Origin of the sequence: Dyadobacter psychrotolerans (assembly GCF_004349265.1) — a bacterium.
In the GTDB taxonomy this organism is placed as follows: Bacteria; Bacteroidota; Bacteroidia; order Cytophagales; family Spirosomataceae; genus Dyadobacter; species Dyadobacter psychrotolerans.
Genome location: NZ_SMFL01000001.1, coordinates 437,053 through 454,835, shown reverse-complemented (window position 1 = coordinate 454,835; position 17,783 = coordinate 437,053). Strand labels below are relative to the sequence as shown.

At 40.8% G+C, this 17,783-nt stretch carries 18 protein-coding genes; 7 read left to right on the top strand and 11 right to left on the bottom strand.

What is annotated here, in order from left to right; genetic code table 11:
- From E0F88_RS01980 to mobA, 3 genes are read right to left on the bottom strand one after another with little or no spacing between them, the layout of a single operon-like run.
- Nucleotides 1–366, bottom strand: coding sequence for a DUF7009 family protein (locus E0F88_RS01980; RefSeq protein WP_131956140.1), 366 nt, complete (start codon nt 364–366; stop codon nt 1–3).
- Nucleotides 363–1,196 (bottom strand): formate dehydrogenase accessory sulfurtransferase FdhD, encoded by an 834-nt coding sequence (gene fdhD, locus E0F88_RS01975; protein WP_131956138.1) that lies wholly within the window; start codon nt 1,194–1,196, stop codon nt 363–365. Before fdhD ends, E0F88_RS01980 begins: the two co-directional genes overlap by 4 nt.
- Nucleotides 1,197–1,201: 5 nt before the next feature.
- Nucleotides 1,202–1,840: a molybdenum cofactor guanylyltransferase gene (gene mobA, locus E0F88_RS01970; protein ID WP_229213645.1), complete on the bottom strand. Its 639-nt coding sequence runs from the start codon at nt 1,838–1,840 to the stop codon at nt 1,202–1,204.
- Nucleotides 1,841–2,037: 197 nt separating this feature from the next.
- Here mobA and E0F88_RS01965 point away from each other — a divergent pair, with 197 nt between their 5' ends.
- Together E0F88_RS01965 and mnmA are read left to right on the top strand one after the other, a co-directional pair.
- Nucleotides 2,038–3,081 carry a hypothetical protein gene (locus E0F88_RS01965; RefSeq protein ID WP_131956136.1) on the top strand — a complete coding sequence of 348 codons (1,044 nt, stop codon included), beginning with the start codon at nt 2,038–2,040 and terminating at the stop codon, nt 3,079–3,081.
- A 122-nt stretch (nt 3,082–3,203) separates the two neighbouring features.
- Complete coding sequence (gene mnmA / locus E0F88_RS01960) at nt 3,204–4,307, top strand: tRNA 2-thiouridine(34) synthase MnmA (protein WP_131956134.1); 1,104 nt, start codon at nt 3,204–3,206, stop codon at nt 4,305–4,307.
- Nucleotides 4,308–4,375: 68 nt separating this feature from the next.
- On the opposite strand, the gene E0F88_RS01955 is transcribed toward mnmA, so the two are convergent.
- The 6 genes from E0F88_RS01955 to E0F88_RS01930 form a co-directional block, all read right to left on the bottom strand.
- On the bottom strand, nt 4,376–6,382 hold the full coding sequence (locus E0F88_RS01955) for a sialate O-acetylesterase (RefSeq protein ID WP_131956132.1): 2,007 nt from the start codon (nt 6,380–6,382) through the stop codon (nt 4,376–4,378).
- A gap of 141 nt (nt 6,383–6,523) precedes the next feature.
- A complete protein-coding gene (locus E0F88_RS01950; RefSeq protein WP_131956130.1) occupies nt 6,524–7,987 on the bottom strand; it encodes a hypothetical protein in 1,464 nt (487 codons plus the stop codon).
- Between the two features lie 94 nt (nt 7,988–8,081).
- Nucleotides 8,082–8,852, bottom strand: coding sequence for a 23S rRNA (guanosine(2251)-2'-O)-methyltransferase RlmB (gene rlmB, locus E0F88_RS01945; RefSeq protein ID WP_131956128.1), 771 nt, complete (start codon nt 8,850–8,852; stop codon nt 8,082–8,084).
- Nucleotides 8,828–10,126 (bottom strand): GWxTD domain-containing protein, encoded by a 1,299-nt coding sequence (locus E0F88_RS01940; protein ID WP_131956126.1) that lies wholly within the window; start codon nt 10,124–10,126, stop codon nt 8,828–8,830. Before E0F88_RS01940 ends, rlmB begins: the two co-directional genes overlap by 25 nt.
- Before the next feature lie 74 nt (nt 10,127–10,200).
- Nucleotides 10,201–11,091, bottom strand: a complete 891-nt coding sequence (locus E0F88_RS01935; protein WP_131956124.1) for an SDR family oxidoreductase — start codon at nt 11,089–11,091, stop codon at nt 10,201–10,203.
- Between the two features lie 157 nt (nt 11,092–11,248).
- A complete protein-coding gene (locus E0F88_RS01930; protein WP_131956122.1) occupies nt 11,249–12,169 on the bottom strand; it encodes an aspartate carbamoyltransferase catalytic subunit in 921 nt (306 codons plus the stop codon).
- A gap of 301 nt (nt 12,170–12,470) precedes the next feature.
- Here E0F88_RS01930 and E0F88_RS01925 point away from each other — a divergent pair, with 301 nt between their 5' ends.
- Nucleotides 12,471–12,917 carry a transcription elongation factor gene (locus tag E0F88_RS01925; RefSeq protein ID WP_131956120.1) on the top strand — a complete coding sequence of 149 codons (447 nt, stop codon included), beginning with the start codon at nt 12,471–12,473 and terminating at the stop codon, nt 12,915–12,917.
- 11 nt (nt 12,918–12,928) lie between these two features.
- On the opposite strand, the gene E0F88_RS01920 is transcribed toward E0F88_RS01925, so the two are convergent.
- On the bottom strand, nt 12,929–13,645 hold the full coding sequence (locus tag E0F88_RS01920) for a YebC/PmpR family DNA-binding transcriptional regulator (protein ID WP_131956118.1): 717 nt from the start codon (nt 13,643–13,645) through the stop codon (nt 12,929–12,931).
- Nucleotides 13,646–13,831: 186 nt separating this feature from the next.
- On the opposite strand from E0F88_RS01920, the gene E0F88_RS01915 reads away from it, so the two are divergent.
- Both E0F88_RS01915 and metF read left to right on the top strand, forming a co-directional pair.
- Nucleotides 13,832–14,308 (top strand): GNAT family N-acetyltransferase, encoded by a 477-nt coding sequence (locus E0F88_RS01915; protein ID WP_131956116.1) that lies wholly within the window; start codon nt 13,832–13,834, stop codon nt 14,306–14,308.
- A 403-nt stretch (nt 14,309–14,711) separates the two neighbouring features.
- Nucleotides 14,712–15,668 (top strand): methylenetetrahydrofolate reductase [NAD(P)H], encoded by a 957-nt coding sequence (gene metF / locus E0F88_RS01910; protein ID WP_131956114.1) that lies wholly within the window; start codon nt 14,712–14,714, stop codon nt 15,666–15,668.
- A gap of 2 nt (nt 15,669–15,670) precedes the next feature.
- Here metF and E0F88_RS01905 read toward each other — a convergent pair whose 3' ends face one another.
- The gene (locus tag E0F88_RS01905; RefSeq protein WP_131956112.1) at nt 15,671–15,991 is read right to left on the bottom strand and encodes a heavy metal-binding domain-containing protein; all 321 of its coding nucleotides are present in this window, start codon (nt 15,989–15,991) and stop codon (nt 15,671–15,673) included.
- 232 nt (nt 15,992–16,223) lie between these two features.
- Between E0F88_RS01905 and E0F88_RS01900 the strand changes: the two genes are divergently transcribed.
- Nucleotides 16,224–16,799 (top strand): nitroreductase family protein, encoded by a 576-nt coding sequence (locus E0F88_RS01900; protein ID WP_131956110.1) that lies wholly within the window; start codon nt 16,224–16,226, stop codon nt 16,797–16,799.
- Between the two features lies 1 nt (nt 16,800).
- Nucleotides 16,801–17,781 (top strand): ABC transporter ATP-binding protein, encoded by a 981-nt coding sequence (locus E0F88_RS01895; RefSeq protein WP_131956108.1) that lies wholly within the window; start codon nt 16,801–16,803, stop codon nt 17,779–17,781.
- Nucleotides 17,782–17,783 lie beyond the last annotated feature (2 nt).

Here is a 17,783-nt window from a genome sequence, read left to right as displayed (position 1 = left end):
TTAACAGGTTAAATTAGGGTTTTCATAATTGTCCGACTGATCCTCGGTAGTATCCAAACATTTAAAATCTTTTTCAAGTAAGAGATAAAGCTCCTTGTCAGCTTCAATCTTCATCCTGGCATCCAGGCCAACAATGTTATTTTCTGCCCAGTTTTTCAGGAAAGTCTCAGGTACGAACATGGTGATCTGGCTGGTATTAAATGAAGCTTCAATTTCGTTCAGCAACGGAGCCCGCTTTACTGCATAACTGAAAATGCTGCTACCAAATGATGTATTTTCCTGAATATAGCCTTCCAGGCAAAGTGTCTCAACTTCTGTTCGGGAAAGTCTTAGTCGCACTGAATTTCCCTGAATCCGTATTTTCATAATTCGCTGATCCGGTGGAAGCCGGAATAAATATTGAATTTTTCCTTACCCAAAAAACCGATAAGTGTAATATTACTTTCTTCTGCAAGTTGTACTGCAAGACTGGAAGGAGCGCCGATAGCTGCAACAACCCGTATTCCTGCCATACTTGCTTTTTGTATCAGTTCAAAACTTGCTCTCCCGCTGAGTAATAGTATCCTGTTGGTCAACGGTAAATTATTCTGGTTAAAAGTAAAGCCGATTATCTTATCTAAAGCATTATGCCTGCCAACATCTTCCCGAAGACAAAGAAAATTTCCTGCCAGATCAAAAAGGGCAGATGCATGTAATCCGCCTGTGCTTTCAAAAATTTCCTGCTGCTTTTTTAATTGAACAGCCAGCGAAAAAATAATATCCCTTGGAATAATAATATCATCGAGTTGCAAGGAGTAAAGTGAAGTCGTTTTAATGGCATCAATACTGGCCTTCCCGCAAACTCCACAGCTGGAAGTCGTGTAAAAATTTCGTTCAGATGTATTTAAATTTGGTATCTGGCCTTCGTGAAGATAAACCGACATTTTATTTTCGTCTAAAACATTTGCACTGACTTGTTTTACCTGACTTTTACTTTTAATAATACCTTCTGTAAATAAAAATCCAAGTGCAAGTTCATCATCATGCCCTGGTGTACGCATGGTAACCGAAATGCTCTTTTTTACCGATTTTTCGCCTTCAAAATAAGATATGCTAATTTCCAGCGGCTCCTCCGCGGCCAGTAAATCTTCTTCATCGGAGGTATCTAAGGATGTCACTTTTCTGATTGTTCGTGTTTCTATTCCGCTGATTTGCATTTTTTTTAAAGGTTATTTACAGAGCCTATTAATGCCTGCGCGGCAACATATTCTTTTGGTGTATCTACGCTGATCATGACTTTTGGATCATCGGGAATAAACTTTTCTGCATTGATTTTTTTTAAAAAATACTGAAGTGAGTATTCTTTATTATTAAAATGCTCTCGTAACAAAGCTCCCGCTTTGCTTGAATAGTAAGCCAGCAGCGGTTCATACTTGTCCTGACTGTTATAAAACGCAGCTGCGATACATTTCCGTCCGGCCTGACTGAGAAAATTTCTGAAATCGCTTTCCTGCAAAAAAGGATAATCACAGCCTGCAACGAGAAAATTATGTTCGGGGTAAAGGTTGAATGCTGTCAGTAACGCAGCTATCGGACCGATGTTTTCAAATTCGGAGAGATCGGTTAAAACCAGGTAATGACCTGAAATGGAGCCGGCCTGGGTTTTATTGCAGGATAAAAAAACTTTGTTGCAAAGCGGCGTCAGTAAATCATAGACATGATAACGCTGAGGTTTTTCGTAGTAGGTAAGCGTTCCTTTGTCTGATCCCATTCGCGAGCTTTCCCCACCGCAAATTACAAGACCAAAAAGGTTATCAGGCGCATTCATTAGCAGATGTTTTAGCTTCTGTAAAGTTAACATTTGCTGATCACTTAAATCAGGACAAACGCCAATCTGACCTGAATTTTATTACTCCAAAATCATCTTCTCATTACCGACGATTATCAGGTTAATTTGATGATCCCAGGAGATTTGAATTTGTTTGTTAGGAAATTTGTAATTTCAAAAACCAACAATTGAAATTATCATCAAAATTAGCGGTCTGATTATTCTGGCTTATGGAAAAAGGGGATGTAACGATACTGAAGAAAAAACCAATTTATCCGGTAAGCTCGGAATTGCGAAAATATCTGCGTTTATATCAGCGTGATGCCAAACTTCCGGTTGGTTATCAGGATCTTCTTCATTTTCATGAGTCGTTTCCGGTGATGGATAAGTTTGGGAAAGATACGCTTTGGGAAAGCCCGATGTATCCGCCTCATGAGATTGAAAGGCTGCATTCCGGTCTTAAAAAGGCCTATGCGATTTTGAAAGCGTCGGGAAATTTGAGAATTGTCGAGCATAAATACATCGACCGGATTGATTACTGTAAATTTGGAAATTCCAATCCTTTCCGGATCAAAATCGTTAACCGGCTCAATGATATTTACGATTATTTTTATGTAAAAAAAGCCGATGCTTCCCGCATTTATGGCCTGGAACTGGAAGAAATTTTTTCACCCAATCAGGTAAATTATCTGGTTGACGGCGATACTTTGATCGAAGAACATATTGCCGGAATTCCTGGTGACGTATTTGCACAGACACGCCTGGGACATACCGATTACAATCCGATACGTATAGCCAAAGAGTTTGTTAAGTTTAATGAACGCTGTATGATAACGCTCCTCGGTGACATGCGTGCCTATAATTTTGTAATGCAAATCACACCAGACTTTGATGACTTTCAGTTTCGCCTCCGTGCCATCGATTTCGACCAGCAGTTTTACGAAGGAAACCTTAAAGTTTACATGCCGCAGTTTTTCAAAGAGAATCTCGCGTATGTGGAACTGGCTATGGAATATCTGACGGATAAAACGGTTTTGCAATACCAGCAGGAAGAGCAATCTTCCATTATGTATCAGGCAAGAAGCGAAAGGTACCGGTTAAAAGAATTAAGGGATGTTTCCAAAAAAGATAATATTTCAACTTCCGATAACATACATCAGCTCAGTTCAGGACTTGCAAAACATTACAAAGATCTGCAATATAATCGCTGTGAAAGTATGACAGATATTATCGAATTGAATATCAAGAATGTGATCAGGCAGGTGAATGCGTAAATGCAAATTCAAATTGTTATAACTTATCCATACCTTTACGGAACCTTTCGGCTGATTTCGGCCGTTAGTTTCTTTCAAATAAACCAAAATCGGAAGGCGTTCAACCTTCGCAGATTCACATCATGAGTAAACACGGACGAATACTGGTCGCCATGAGTGGCGGCATTGACAGCTCTCTCGCAGCTGTTATGTTACATGAACAAGGTTATGAGGTCATCGGTATGACCATGAAAACCTGGGATTACGCCAGCAGTGGCGGAACCAAAAAAGAAACAGGTTGCTGTTCCCTTGATTCAATAAATGATGCCCGCAGCATTGCCGTTGAACTTGGTTTCCCACATTATATTCTTGACATACGAGCTGAATTCGGCGATTATGTAATTGACCATTTTACTGGTGAATATCTTGAAGGCCGTACGCCAAACCCCTGTGTTTTGTGCAACACGCACATCAAATGGGATGCACTCTTAAAACGTGCTGATCGCCTTGATTGTGAATCAATTGCAACCGGTCACTATGCTAATATGCAGTTTAATGACGGTCGTTATTATGTATCCAAAGGTATAGACAGCTGGAAAGACCAGAGTTATGTACTTTGGGGTGTGTCACAGGAAAGTCTAAGCAGGACGAAATTGCCATTGGGATTTTTGCATAAAAGTGAAATTCGTGAGATGGCTCGTGAAAGAGGTTTTATTGATTTGGTTAATAAAGCGGAGAGCTACGAAATTTGTTTTGTGCCTGACAACGATTACCGCGGATTTTTAAAACGCCGAATCCCGGGTCTTGAAGCAGAAGTTGCCGGTGGTAATTTCGTTTACGAAGATGGAACGGTGGTTGGAAAACATGAAGGTTATCCTTTTTACACAGTCGGGCAACGGAAAGGCTTGGGTATTGCATTGGGAAGACCCGTTTTTGTGACCGAAGTACGCAAGGATACCAATGAAGTTGTACTGGGTGATTTGCCTGATTTATTCCGTGACGGAATGTATGTGGGTAAATTAAACTGGCAAAAATATGACGGTGTTACACAACCGTTGGAAACCGTTACGAAAGTAAGGTATAAACATGACGGGACACCTGCTACACTCATTCCCGATGAACCCGGAAAAATAAAGGTTCATTTTCATGACGGTGTTAATGGCATTGCTCCAGGTCAGGCAGCCGTATTTTATGAAGGAGACGATGTTGTTGGTGGTGGCTGGATCATGAAGAATTTCCGGCAGTAAATGTTGATAATAAAAAAAGAAAGGATGTCTGGTCAGCAGCATCCTTTCTTTTTTTTTACCAATATGCTTCAATATTTTACTATTCGTTTGGTTGTAATGTGCCCGTTCTTTTGCCTAAAAGTTAAGAAGTAGATGCCGGCAGATGAATTCGTCAAAGTCATATGTGCTGTTTTTGAAGACATTACATCCACCGAACCCAATTTATTGCCATTGACAGATAACAACTCAATATTTCCCGAAACTACATCAGCGAATTCAATTTCTACATAATCCGGGGTAGGGTTGGGAAATACTTTCCAGACCATTCCGGAAGTGACTGGTTCTGTTGCCAGCAACGGCATTGTCTTTATTGTAGTTTCGGATAGAGGTGATTCTGACAGTGCGCTGTAACTTTTCATCCTGTATGAATAGCTCGAATTAACGGCTACATCAGCATCTTCAAATGCAGATACGGTATTGTCAAATATTTTAAAAGCACTGTATCCCGCTTGTCCCGGCGATTTTTTTTCTAAAATATAGGAAGTTGCTTCAGTTGATTTTTGCCAGCTTAATTGTACTGTGTTTACAGCCGACAATGTTGAGGTTAACATATTGTTAGCCAGGGCAGGACTTATGGTAAATTCATGAAAAGAAAATGCGCCAAGTCCCCTGATATTTTTTATATAGGGTCCCTGATAATATCCCTTTTTATAAGACGGTAAATAATTTAGTTTTGTAGCATTTACGGCCGCTGCCAGATTCAATATAACCCGATTACCCGTCACGTCCCAGCTCAAAACTGTGGCAGGTTTTGTTTCATTACCATCCAGAAAAAATTGATCCTGCAAACGGGTAGTTACTCCGTTTACAGTTGTATCTCCCTGCCATTTTAGTGTTTGATTTTGGTCAAAAACCATTGTAATTGATTTTTTATCATCAGAATAGAAAACCTTTTGAATATCCGGAGAATCTACATTTTGTGTTATTGTTGCTTTGTAATCTTTGGGACCTAAATAATCAAAAATCTGCTTTCCAAAGTTAAAATATCCTTCATCGGAGTAATGAACTCCATCCAGCATCGGTGCTAGCCCAAGAACAGCAAAATGATCTGTTTTGGGATATTTGTATTTGGTTTGTCTCTGAAATTCCCGAAGTGCTCCTGCTTCATAAAAAGCACCATCTAAAATATTGATTTGAACGATCACAAACTTGTCAACCATTGGATAATCGGCTTCCCAGTATTTCATCAGCTTGTCAAAGCTTGCAGGATAAATACCTGGATTATTCCAGGCATCTTCCTCTCCCTGATACCAGAAAAAGGCCCTTATTCTGGTTGCCTGTGATATCTTCGTTCTATGTAACAGATGACCATAAATCGATCCCGGATCGGAAGGATTATTTACATTTCTAATGAGATGATCAGCTATGCGGGAACCCGGAATAGCTCCGTTGAGGATACAAACAGGAATCTTATAAGTTTCGATAATGTGTCGCTGTAATTCTCTTCCCCAGTAACCTTCTTCCGGTGTAACCCACTCCGGAGTTTTCCATATCGTGTCTGCTGCTGTGTAGGCAGGACTATTATCAGGTGTTCTGGCAAGCGTACGTGAAAATTGGTTGACGTATTGCGGAGCAGTAACATTGTACCTTGTAGCTGCTGCGGCGTTTGATTGCCCGTTGATTACATAGAAATCACCGGCAAGGATTGCCGTTCTGGTTGTCATTAACAGAGAATCTGTTGCTGACCTACATGCATAAACTTCTACCGTATATTCTGCCAGTTCTGCCTTGATTTTGGCCGTCATGGCAAAGGAAGTTTTGGAATTGCCGTTATATTGAAGGGTCGCTTTGGAATAGTTAAAGCGTTCACCTTGTTTATAGACAACCATTGACATATGACTGAATCCAGTCACTTCAATTATTCCTGAAACCGGAACAATGGCGTCATTCTGGTCGTCCCGCGCATACAATTGCCTGTCTTTTGGCAATTTGTCGAAGACAATAGATAGAATACGTTCTGCCTGCGAAGGTGAAAAAGTGAATAGCAGACAGAATAGTAAACTTACTTTTAGAGTGTGTTGATGCAGAAATTTCATGGCGATAGAAATTGATCGCTACTAAATTTTTCATTAGTAAATAATAAATAAACCTATCAACTAATATTCGTTATCCGATTATGAGTGATATTCAATATAAATTATTCGGAAATTTAAATAAATGATTGGATTTTAGTAAATCTATTGAGAAATTTTTTCCGGAGCCAGGTTAAGATAATAGAAGGATAGGGGATCTCCCAGGTATTGATTAGCGCCTTCCTCTCCATAATATTTCAAAAGGACCTCATAGGAGTTTGGGAATGTTTTGTATGGCAACGGCTCATATGTTTTTAAAAACACATTTTTTAGGGCCAATTCCCGTATCTGGTATAATGAAGAAAGAGATCCTATAATAACCCAGATAATAATCATCGGATATTTTTTCAGGTAGATTAATATATTGCCAGTTCCACTGGCATTGTATTTAATAGCTTCTGAATTTTCTTTGGATTCTGTATAAAGCTTCTTAAAGATGTTGGTTAGTAAAATAAAAAAAAGCGGCATGCTTCCCCTCATGAAAAGATCATTGTATACACCGAGGCGGTATGTAAGCAGTGCACCTAAAAAAGCCAGGCAACTAATAATGATTGGCAAGGGTATAACGTCATGTTTTTGACGGCCTGATTTAGTCAGACGTAAAGTAATGAATGCCAGAATCACGATTTCAATTAGCGGAAGCCAGCTTCTTACCTCAGTGAAGTTGTAAAAACCATGCACCGGCATTTCATCCGACGAAGTCAGATAAATAAAAGTGGGGATAAAAAACAGGCAGGGTGCAAAGTAGTTTATTGCGAAGTCGCCAGGACTGAATCTCTTATTGTTAATAAAAAAATCGTAAAGAAAATAAATTCCAAAAACCAGGATAAGTAGCAGAGCAGGAAATACACCCCAGTAAAAAGCCAGTGTGATCGGATAAAAAGAAAGCCGGTAATCTTTTAAGTAAAACAAAAACATTCCGCTGCAAATCAATGCCGGAATGGTTTGATTAGGAACATAAATTGACTGATAAAAAAGTGAAAATAACGGATTGTTTCCAAACGAAGTTTGAAATAAAGAGTAGGAAATAAGTTTAAGAGAAAACAGTACACCTCCGCAAAGCAGAAAAGCTACTACGGCATATAAGTTTCTAAACAAAAGCAAATAAAGCCAAATCAATCCTAGAAATATACCTAAACAGGTGTATGCTACAATAACTACAATAGAAAGATCTCCTACGATTTTAAACAGAAGGCCAGGAACCAGATAATATCCATAGTAATAACAGGCAAAGGTTTCTTTTTTATCAAAAGTTATTGGCCATTTGTTTAAAAACAGCTCGTAAAACTTAGTATTATGGGCTACATAGTCAGTGGTTTGTGCGAAGAAGCCTCCGACGCCCATTAATAAAGTCCAGACAAATGCAATTGCAGCTATTCCAAGCAATGATTTTACAGGAACCAGAACTTCACTTTCAACCGAAGATTTAAATGCATAAACAGTAAAAAGCACAACATGACCTACAAGAAAAAAAATAGCGTATTCAATGCGAAACCAGCTATAAAGAAATAGCAAGGTTGATATTAAAAGATATCCAGTGCTCAGTATTCGTAAAATCTTACTATTCATTAATGCTAAATTAACTGCCATCTGAAGCAAATAAACTCCTTAATTTAACTCGGTTGAGCTCGTTAAGGAGTTATACTAAATGACGTATTTACGACTATTTTACCCTTTGTCTCACTGCCTCATAAAGTACAATCGAGCTTGCCACGGAAACATTTAAGGATTCCACATGGCCGCTTAAAGGAATTTTTGCGCCGCTATCTGCCAATTGAATAAACTCTTTTGAAATCCCGTCTTCCTCAGATCCCATGATGATCACGGTCGGAATGGAAAAGTCGATTTCATAAAGTGACTTGTCTGATTTTTCTGTACAAGCAATAATCTGAAGTCCGCTATTACGTAGGTAAAGCAGTGTTTCGTATAAATTTGGTTCACGGCAAACCGGCAGAAAGTTTAATGCACCGGACGATGTTTTCATAGCATCGGCATTGATTTGTGCTCCTCCTTTTGTCGGAACGATTAGCGCCTGTACACCTGCACATTCGGCTGTTCTGGCAATTGCACCAAAATTACGAACGTCAGTAATACGGTCCAGAAGTAATAATAAAGGTGTTTTACCTTCTTCATAAACCTGTGTAAGCACATTGTGCAAAGGCATGTATTGAATCGGCGAGACAAAGGCAACAACGCCCTGATGGTTTTTCCGTGTAACCCGGTTGAGTTTTTCTACGGGTACGCGCTGATAGGGAACACCAAGTTCCTTAGCCAGTTTTTCGATTTCAGAAAGACCTAACTCTCTTTGAATAAATAACCGTTCGATCTCTTTTCCTGAACGAAGGGTTTCAAGTACAGACTGTGTACCAAAAACCATATCGGCCTGGGACTGTCTTGGGGCGGGTTTTCTTACCGTATAGTTCCGTTTCTCCATGCTTCTACTACTGGATACCAAATCGGCTGATACTCGGCGTACCGAACAAGCTCGTAATGGTCGTCCACAAATTGATTGTTTCTGCGATTAAAAGTAAAATTAACATTCTGTGCATTGCCCCGCTGGTCGTAAGTCCACACTTCGCGGTCTTTGCTTCTTTGCACTTTATCCGGAGGACCCAGAACGATGTAAATCATTCCTTTATCCGTTTTCCAGCCTTCTTTATATGTTGTAAATAATTGGTTTGCTTCTTCAACTCTGCCGTAAAATGAACGGATTGACTGTTGGGCCAAAGGTGCATTTCCATTCATTAGGTTAAGCCAGTACTTATCCAATGCCTTTTTATAATCTTCTGCTTTTTTAATTTCATTAATCTCCGTATTCGTGCTCATGTAAAGCAATGGCCCAAGCAGCGCTTCTGGTCTGGTCATCTTTGGGTAACGTTCGTTTACGACAAGTAAACCCATACCTTCGGATTGCGTTGTGTCCGAGAAAATATTATACAAACCTTCTTTTTCAAAACGTAAGGTTTCGTTTGTATTGATTGTAAATGAACTGTCTACTTCAAGGGATTTAGAAACCGTTTTTGGAGCAGTATTCATCGGCGAGCCCGCAGCATCAAAGCTGTGTTTGTAATAAAAGACATGCAGCTGATCCGTACTTTCCGTAATTCTTTTTACTGCGAAAGGTTCATTGGAATTGATGTAATGGCGTTGTAATGGTTCTGTACTGGCAGCTGTATAAACGCCGTAAAGCTCATTTGTAGATTGCTTTTTAAAACGAATGGTAAGGTCATTCAATACTTTTTTCAAAGTTCCTGTCTGACTGATTTCACTCAGCAATACCCCGTAATCTTTATTTGGGCTTTTTATATCAAAACTTACAACAACTTTGTTGCCCACTTTGCTGACATTCGATTCGTTCAGCTTTACATTTCCATATCCAAGCCGGTCACGCGTCCCGTAGTCTGAGTAAATAACGTAATTCAGATTATAGGTTTTCGCAAAGTCGTCGGACGCTATCGCATTTTTTCCTCTGTAGGCATCCACATAAAGATATACCTTCACCTGCGTAGAATCTCTTATCAAATACTTACTTTGAATAGAAATCAGTGATGGTTCTTCATTTACAGGTGCAGTCGAAGCAGTTTGCTGTGACTGCGAAGGATATACTTTCGCCTCCGGAAGGGGCTTGGAAATTTTGCTTGACGATGCGCATCCGGCGATCACCAACGCAGACAACAAAGAAAGATATACTCCGAACGTAGTTTTCATATACATGTTTTCATCATTATTGTCAAATAACGAACGAACAGGTAAAATTACCCAATAAAACCGGAAGAAAATTATTATTCTGATTTCTTACTGCTTCTGTTAGCATTTTTTATCTGTTCTTCAATGTCATCCCATTGTTCTTCCGACACATCTTTCAGGAAATTAAACTGTCCGGCTGCCAGGACTTCGCCTCCGTCAAGCGTTATAACTTCACCGGTCATGTAGGCTGAGAAGTCGGAGATTAAGTAAGCAGCAAGGTTGGTAAGTTCCTGATGATCACCAACTCTCTGTAACGGGATCCTGTTTTCAAATGAAAACTTTTTAGCCAGCTCTTCGGGGAAAAGTCTGTCCCAGGCACCTTTTGTCGGGAATGGGCCCGGTGCAATTGCGTTCAGACGGATCCCATGATCGGCCCATTCAAACGCGAGCGATTTTGTCATGGCTAAAACACCCGCTTTTGCCATCGCGGAAGGTACCACCCAACCAGAACCTGTCCATGCGTATGTGGTGGAAATGTTCAGGACGTTTCCTTTGATTTTATTTTCAATCCAGTATTTACCCAAAGCAAGGGTGAAATAGTAGGTTCCTCTTAAAACAATATCGACTACAACATCAACTGCTTTATAGGAAAGCCTTTCTGTAGGGCTAATAAAATTACCGGCTGAATTGTTAACTAATCCATCTACTTTTCCGAATTTTTCGATAGCCTGGGTGAGCACATTTTCGATCTGCTCTGTTTTTCTGACATCGCAGGCTATTGGTAAAATGTTTCCTCCCGTGAGCTCGGTTAATTCTTTTGCTGTTGTTTCCAACACCTCAATTCGCCGGCTGCATATAACCACGTTGGCTCCCAGCTTCAGGAAATAAGTTGCCATGGATTTTCCAAGTCCTGTTCCGCCTCCGGTAATGATTATCGTTTTACCCTGTAAAGCCCCGTCACGAAGCATTCCTTCCTGATACTGCATTTTATAAAAAATTAATTGATGAGTATAAAGCTGACAAATTCCTGTTGCCTCAGCTAAGAAAGTAAATTAGTATGCATGCATACTAAGAAAGTTGAAATTTAAATCATTTTGATCTTTTGTTCAAATTAAAATGATCAGTTAAATATGCCGGAGAGATTTATTGCTGGGCAAGTAAGTACAGAACTGCCATTCTTACCGCAACTCCGTTTTCAACCTGGTTTAGGATTATTGAATGTTTTGAATCCGCTGCGTCAGAAGTTAGCTCTACTCCCCGGTTAATGGGGCCAGGGTGCATCAGTACGATTTTCTTATTCAAATCATCCAGCATTTGTTTATTAATACCGAAGTAAAGTGAATATTCACGAAGAGAAGGGAAATATTTAATTTGCTGTCTTTCGAGCTGGATCCGGAGCACGTTGGCAACATCGCACCATTGCAGTGCCTCTTTTACATTGTGACCGATTTTGACACCCAGTTCACCCAGATGTTTTGGAATTAAAGTAGAAGGGCCGCAAACCATAACTTCGGCACCTAACTTCTGAAGACAAAAAATATTTGAAAGGGCAACCCGTGAATGTGTGATGTCTCCGATGATAGCGATTTTCTTGCCCGTCAGGTCTCCCAGTTTTTCTCTCATTGAGAATGCATCGAGTAACGCCTGGGTTGGATGCTCGTGGGTTCCGTCTCCTGCATTGACCACATTGGCGGGGATCCTGCTTGAAAGATAGTGCGGAGCTCCCGGGCTGCTGTGGCGCATTACGATCATATCCACCTTCATGGCCAGAATGTTGTTGACCGTGTCGAGCAGCGTTTCCCCTTTTTTTACAGAACTTCCGGAAGCAGAAAAATTAACAACATCTGCGGAAAGTCTTTTTTCTGCAAGTTCAAAAGAAAGCCTTGTTCTGGTAGAATTTTCGAAGAAAACGTTGGCAATGGTAATGTCCCTAAGGGAAGGAACTTTCTTGATCGGTCGGTTGATGACCTCCTTAAATTGAGTCGCTGTCTCTAAAATTGTTTGAATGTCATTCTCGTTCAGGTTTTTAATTCCAAGTAAGTGCCGGACCGAAAGTTTTGTCATTGCTTATGTTCAAGAAGTTTGGCAAAGATAGTAAGGATGGGGCCAATGAGAAAATCGAAATGGTATTTTCTTAGGAATGCGGCTTTGAAAGTTTTCGGGACAATGTCGCAAATCCGAACATTTCCTTAACAGTAATTCAGAATTGAATTTCTAAAATGACAAGACTTTGAGGAAGTTATGGCTGCGGATATATTTGTTTTACTTTTCCTGTCTTCACTTATGTATCTTTGACCCCTTTTTTAAGAATGTGCTAAATTGAAGTGCGTAATTAAATCGTATTTCAAATTTTAAATTAACTGAAATGAATAAGACTGGATTGATTGCATATATGAAGGATCTTCTGGACGAACGTATGCAGGTAGCCTGGACCGCCATGGAAGCTGCTCAGGAGTCGGCCAATGACCAAAGTAAAAGTTCGATGGGGGATAAGTATGAAACATCCCGCTCAATGGGCCAGCTCGACAGAAATATGCACGCCAAACAATACGAACAGATCAGGCTTGAGAAAACGGTGCTGGAAAGAATTGCAGGGAATATCAGCTCTTCAAGAGGGGCAATCGGTTCGCTGGTGCATACAACAGCCGGCTGGTTTTTTGTTTCGGTGAGCTTGGGGATTCTAAAATTTGAAGACGAAACCGTCATCGCGGTTTCGTCTTCATCTCCGGTAGGAACCTCTTTATTAGGAAAGGTCAAAGGGGACCAGTTTCGTTTTCAAAATAAGGAGCAGAAAATACTTCATGTAGAATAACCGGGACGGTGTTACGCCATGTTGTGGTAGACACGCTGTACATCGTCGTCGTCCTCAATTTTCTCAATAAGTTTTTCCACTTCGGCAGCTTCTTCTTCGGATAAGGTTTTGGTATCACTTGGAATGCGTTCAAAGTCCGCTTCAACGATCTCAAAACCGTTTTCTTCCAGATAATGCTGTAAGGTTCCAAAAGCTGTAAATTCCCCGTAGATATTGATCTGATTGGCTTCTTCGTCCAGGAAAACTTCCTCGCCACCGAAGTCGATCAGTTCGAATTCGAGTTCTTCGACATCTTTCGAGCCATCATTTTTTACCTTAAAAATACATTTACGGTCAAAAATGAAGTCCAGCATACCCATCGTTCCAAGGCTGCCGCCAAGTTTGTTAAAATAGCTGCGCACGTTAGCTACTGTGCGGGTTGGATTATCGGTTGTACTTTCTACCAGAATGGCTACGCCGTGCGGACCGTAACCCTCATACACCATTTCTTTATAATCATCCTGATCCTTGGATGTTGCTCTTTTAATGGCCCGCTCAACGGTTTCTTTCGGCATGTTGGCAGCTCTTGCATTTTGAAGAAGCACACGCAATCTTGCATTTGTATTTGGGTCGGCAGTACCGCTTTTAACAGCAAGAACGATATCCTTACCAATTCTGGTAAAGGTCTTTGCCATTTTGTCCCAACGTTTGAACATACGCGCCTTTCTATATTCGTAGGCTCTTCCCATTTTTACTTTTTGATTAAAATGTTGTTATTCTGGTACTTACCTGATTAAATAAGCCATTAAGCTGATGTGCAGCATTAAAACTGATTTGTGTAATTGGCAAGCTATTCCTAATTATGTTGCAAATTTATAAAAGACAGTTTAAAACCGGCATAAAACAGGAACCTTTCAAGACTAATTTGTCAAAAAATGAATTTAAAACTGACGTGGGAGTTGAAATCGTTCAATGAACTCACCAATGAAGCGTTATATCAGGTGCTCCGTTTGAGAAGCGAAGTGTTTGTAGTGGAACAAGGCTGCAATTTTATGGATATGGATAATAAGGACCAAAAGTGCATGCATATACTTGGATCCCTGGATGGCGTGTTGCTGGCTTATTCGAGAATTGTCCCTGCCGGCCTTTCTTACGAACAGCCTTCAATAGGCCGGATTGTAGTTTCGGGAAAAGGACGCGGATTAGGTCTGGGGATCGAGCTTTTGAATGTGTCTATATTAAAACTGGAGGAGCGCTATGGTGCTACGGCTATCAGGATTGGTGCACAATTATATCTGAAACGATTTTATGAGTCCTTTGGATTTGTTCAGTCAGGTGAAGTATACCAGGAGGATTTGATTGATCATATTGAGATGACCCGGGACGTTAAAAATAGTGTGCAGTCATTCTAATGTAACACACTGTGGAAGCTTTTCCCTTTTTTGGTGAAATAGTGAACAGGCTGTTTGCGGATTTTTTTAAGAAATGGGTTTGTCTAAGGATTTTACTTTCATATTGTAGTATTTTAACTACAATTGACGTACAAAACTCTTCTGTAAGTTGTTTATCTGGATTTTCTTTAATACTTTGGCACAGAATTTTAGTTATTAGTATTCAGTCAAGCAAATTGTTGCTTTGGACCTGACGCCCTGTCAGCCTATCCAATTCAACTTTTTTGACGAACACTGATAGAGGAGGGTTTACGTGGAATGGCTTACTGTAATGCGGTAAGCCATTTTTTTGTGCTTTACAAATTGGTTTGGTTATCTAAATGCTGTTCATTTGTAAACTTTTTCCGATCAGCTTAATCCTTACATGACAAAAGTAACCGAGTTTATTAGCCAGGCAAATGGCAAAACTTTATTTTCCATTGAAATCATACCGCCGGTTAAAGGTCAGAATATCAATGAATTATTTGATTCTATTGAGCCTTTAATGGAATATAAGCCTCCTTTTATTGATGTAACCTATCACAGAGAAGAACTCATTGACCGCGTGGGTACAAATGGTTTAATCGAACGGATACCTGTTCGTAAAAGACCCGGTACAGTCGGTATTTGTGCAAGGTTAATGGAACGGTTTCATGTTGATGCTGTGCCGCATGTCATCTGTGGCGGTTTTACAAGGGAAGAGACTGAGGATGTTTTGTTTGATCTTCATTATCTTGGAATTGACAATGTATTGGTCTTAAGAGGTGACCCTGAAAAATCAGCCGGTGTTTTTCAAGCCAAAAAAGGCGGACATACTTACGCTTCGGAGCTGGTAACTCAGGTTCATAATATGAACAACGGAATTCTGCTGAATGCTGAAACAGAAACGGCCCCGACTAATTTTTGTATTGGCGTGGCTGGTTATCCTGAAAAACATTTTGACGCAACCAGTTTTGATACGGACTATGAACATCTTCGCCGCAAGGTTGAGTTGGGTGCCAATTACATTGTAACCCAGATGTTTTTTGATAATCAGAAATATTTCAGTTTTGTAGAAAGGTGTAGGGCGGAAGGAATTACTGTTCCGATCATTCCCGGCCTAAAACCTCTTGCTACTAAAAAACAGCTGTCGGTACTTGCCAGTATTTTTCACCTCGAATTTCCTGAAGACCTCGTAAAGGCAGCTATGCAGTGTGCATCCGACAAGGATGTACGCCAGGTAGGAATTGAGTGGGGAGTGCAGCAGTGCAGGGAATTGCTGGCCTACGGTGTGCCTGTCCTGCATTTTTACACCATGGGAAAATCCGACAATGTTGCCCAGATTGCGAAACAGGTTTTTTAAGGCTATTCTATAATCACCGCAGTCCCGTTGGAGCTAACCATAAGCATGGCTCCGTTACTGCCTATTGTTTCGAAATCAAGATCGACCCCGATGATCGCATTGGCGCCCAGTCTTTGTGCCTGGTCCATCATCTCCCGGATAGCAATGCTTTTGGCCTCGCGCAGTCCCTGCTCGTAGGTGCCCGATCTTCCTCCAACGATATCGGTTATTTTAGCCATAACGTCTCTCATAACGTTAGCTCCTATAATAGCCTCTCCATTAACGAGTCCGATGTATTTAACAATTTTTTTTCCTTCAATGTTAGGTGTAGTGGTAACGAGCATAGGAATGAACGATTGAGTTAAGTAAGCGAGTTTTTGATTAGCGCTGCAAGTTAAAATAATTTACAGGACGCATAAAAATTTCGTGGTTAGTGGTATGCAGGCTCAACCGCTGGTATTTTAAGATTATGAACGAAAAGTAAATACAGCTGCAAATACTGCTTTTCCCGGCAATAGCGCAACAGTTATATTCCTTAGCTTTGCAAAACGTTTTATCAAATTTAAGTAAATTTCAATGAGCAGCGCAGCAGAAATTATCAACGATACCATACGCAGCCGCAGAAGCATTTTTCCGCCAAGTTATATAGAAAAGGAAATCCCGGTAGAAATCATCAATACCATTTTGGAAAATGCCAACTATGCGCCAACGCACAAGCTGACCGAACCATGGCGTTTTATTGTTTTTAAAGGAGACAGCCGTAACAGACTTGCAGGTTTTTTCTCAGAGAGATACAGAACGGTAACATCTGCTGAATCGTTTTCTCAGGCAAGATATGATGCTGCCGGCGATAAAGTTTTGAAGTCAAATTGTGTTATCGCCATCAATGCAGAGCTTCATCCAGAAAAACTTCCTGAGTGGGAGGAAACAGCCGCTGTTGCTTGTGCAGTGCAAAATATGTGGCTGACAGCAACAGCTTACGGCATTGGATCATACTGGAGCAGTCCTGCCATATTAAAAGAACTGGGTCTTTTCCTCGAATTGCCTGAAAATCAAAAATGTCTGGGATTATTTTTCATGGGTTATCATGATGCCGCCGAAGTTCCGGCCCGCCGTACGCCTGTTGAAAACAAAGTGACCTGGGCAGAATAACATGAAAAAACAAAAGCTTACGCTTAAAGCTCAGGAGATTTCAAAACATTATGGCAGTGCAGCGGTGTTGTCAGACGTGACTATTGACCTGCCCGCCGGTGAATGGCTCGGGATATTGGGTGAGAGCGGGTCTGGAAAAAGTACGTTACTGCGCATTTTGGGCCGGTTTTTGGATGCGGATGCCGGTTCGGTTTATTTTAAAGAGGAGCTTTTGCGTCCGGTAAGCGGAGAGCTTATTCCTGGTCATGAGCAAATCAAGCTGATTCATCAGGAGTTTGAGCTCTTTCCGAATCAGACTGTCGAAGAGAATATCGCTTATTCTCTTCGGTTTTATGATCCTGAGTACAAAAAGGAACGCGTTGCTGAATTGCTACAAATTACGGGATTGGAGCCGATCCGAAACCAGAAAGCAAAACTTTTGTCCGGTGGAGAAAAGCAGCGAACTGCTATTGCCAAGTCCCTTGCTGAACAGCCGGATGTGCTTTTGCTGGATGAACCTTTCGCTCATCTAGACAATCATAATCGCAGGGTTTTGGCCGATGCCATTGAAAATTTGCGTCAGGAGCAGAAAATGAGCTGCATTTTTGTTACGCATGAGGCATCGGATGCATTGGCGTGGTCGGATCGAATCGCGGTACTTCGTGATGGCAAGATCATTCAGACGGGCTCTCCCCAGGAAGTTTACAACCAACCGGTTGACAGCTACGTGGCTGAATTAACAGGTGATATCAACTGGCTGGCGGATTCAACAGCAGACAAGAAACGGTTTATACGTCCCGAAAAAATAAAGCGGACAAAGAATCCTGAAAAAAGTAAATGGACAGGTTCCGTTGATGCGATCCGCTTTCATGGAAATCATTGGGAAATCCGCTGTGTAAACAAGCAGGGATCCCTGGCATTTTACCGCAACCGCAAGGATCTGGAAGTAGGAGAGCAGGTCTTTTTAACTTATTCGGAACGTGATGTGATGAAGATTCAGTAATT

Coding starts and splice junctions, on each gene's coding strand:
- E0F88_RS01905 (WP_131956112.1), bottom strand. CDS start 15,991: ATGCTCGTTACCACTACACCTAACATTGAAGGAAAAAAAATTGTTAAA.
- E0F88_RS01965 (WP_131956136.1), top strand. CDS start 2,038: ATGGAAAAAGGGGATGTAACGATACTGAAGAAAAAACCAATTTATCCG.
- E0F88_RS01925 (WP_131956120.1), top strand. CDS start 12,471: ATGAATAAGACTGGATTGATTGCATATATGAAGGATCTTCTGGACGAA.
- rlmB (WP_131956128.1), bottom strand. CDS start 8,852: ATGGAGAAACGGAACTATACGGTAAGAAAACCCGCCCCAAGACAGTCC.
- E0F88_RS01955 (WP_131956132.1), bottom strand. CDS start 6,382: ATGAAATTTCTGCATCAACACACTCTAAAAGTAAGTTTACTATTCTGT.
- E0F88_RS01935 (WP_131956124.1), bottom strand. CDS start 11,091: ATGCAGTATCAGGAAGGAATGCTTCGTGACGGGGCTTTACAGGGTAAA.
- E0F88_RS01915 (WP_131956116.1), top strand. CDS start 13,832: ATGAATTTAAAACTGACGTGGGAGTTGAAATCGTTCAATGAACTCACC.
- E0F88_RS01980 (WP_131956140.1), bottom strand. CDS start 366: ATGAAAATACGGATTCAGGGAAATTCAGTGCGACTAAGACTTTCCCGA.
- E0F88_RS01900 (WP_131956110.1), top strand. CDS start 16,224: ATGAGCAGCGCAGCAGAAATTATCAACGATACCATACGCAGCCGCAGA.
- fdhD (WP_131956138.1), bottom strand. CDS start 1,196: ATGCAAATCAGCGGAATAGAAACACGAACAATCAGAAAAGTGACATCC.
- metF (WP_131956114.1), top strand. CDS start 14,712: ATGACAAAAGTAACCGAGTTTATTAGCCAGGCAAATGGCAAAACTTTA.
- E0F88_RS01930 (WP_131956122.1), bottom strand. CDS start 12,169: ATGACAAAACTTTCGGTCCGGCACTTACTTGGAATTAAAAACCTGAAC.
- E0F88_RS01920 (WP_131956118.1), bottom strand. CDS start 13,645: ATGGGAAGAGCCTACGAATATAGAAAGGCGCGTATGTTCAAACGTTGG.
- E0F88_RS01950 (WP_131956130.1), bottom strand. CDS start 7,987: ATGAATAGTAAGATTTTACGAATACTGAGCACTGGATATCTTTTAATA.
- mobA (WP_229213645.1), bottom strand. CDS start 1,840: ATGTTAACTTTACAGAAGCTAAAACATCTGCTAATGAATGCGCCTGAT.
- E0F88_RS01940 (WP_131956126.1), bottom strand. CDS start 10,126: ATGAAAACTACGTTCGGAGTATATCTTTCTTTGTTGTCTGCGTTGGTG.
- E0F88_RS01895 (WP_131956108.1), top strand. CDS start 16,801: ATGAAAAAACAAAAGCTTACGCTTAAAGCTCAGGAGATTTCAAAACAT.
- mnmA (WP_131956134.1), top strand. CDS start 3,204: ATGAGTAAACACGGACGAATACTGGTCGCCATGAGTGGCGGCATTGAC.